Consider the following 269-nt stretch of genomic DNA (forward strand, 5'->3'; position numbering starts at 1 on the left):
CAACACGCTGCCAACGAGAGCACCGAGCCAGGCGAAGCCAGCCTCGATGCCATCCATCAACGGCGTCGCCCAGGCGTACACCGCCTGGAAGATCAGGAACATCACCACTGCAAGGCTGATCAGCCCGAACACCGGGTGCATCCAGCTGTTCGGTCAGCACGGCATAGTCGGCGGCCATGGCCGGCGGCAGCATTGCCCGCAGTTGGGCATCGTCTGCCTGCACGCGTGCACTGTCGGCCTGCTTGAACGCATGGCGCTGCCCCATCGTG

The 269-nt window shown here is 65.1% G+C and carries 1 pseudogene; it reads right to left on the reverse strand.

From position 1 onward, the window contains the following. Positions 1-85: 85 nt before the first annotated feature. Positions 86-269, reverse strand: a pseudogene (locus ABGA94_RS03540) (alpha/beta hydrolase); the annotation flags it as partial.

It is taken from the genome of Stenotrophomonas sp. 3diitr2024, assembly GCF_042136455.1.
GTDB classification, from domain to species: domain Bacteria; phylum Pseudomonadota; class Gammaproteobacteria; order Xanthomonadales; family Xanthomonadaceae; genus Stenotrophomonas; species Stenotrophomonas sepilia.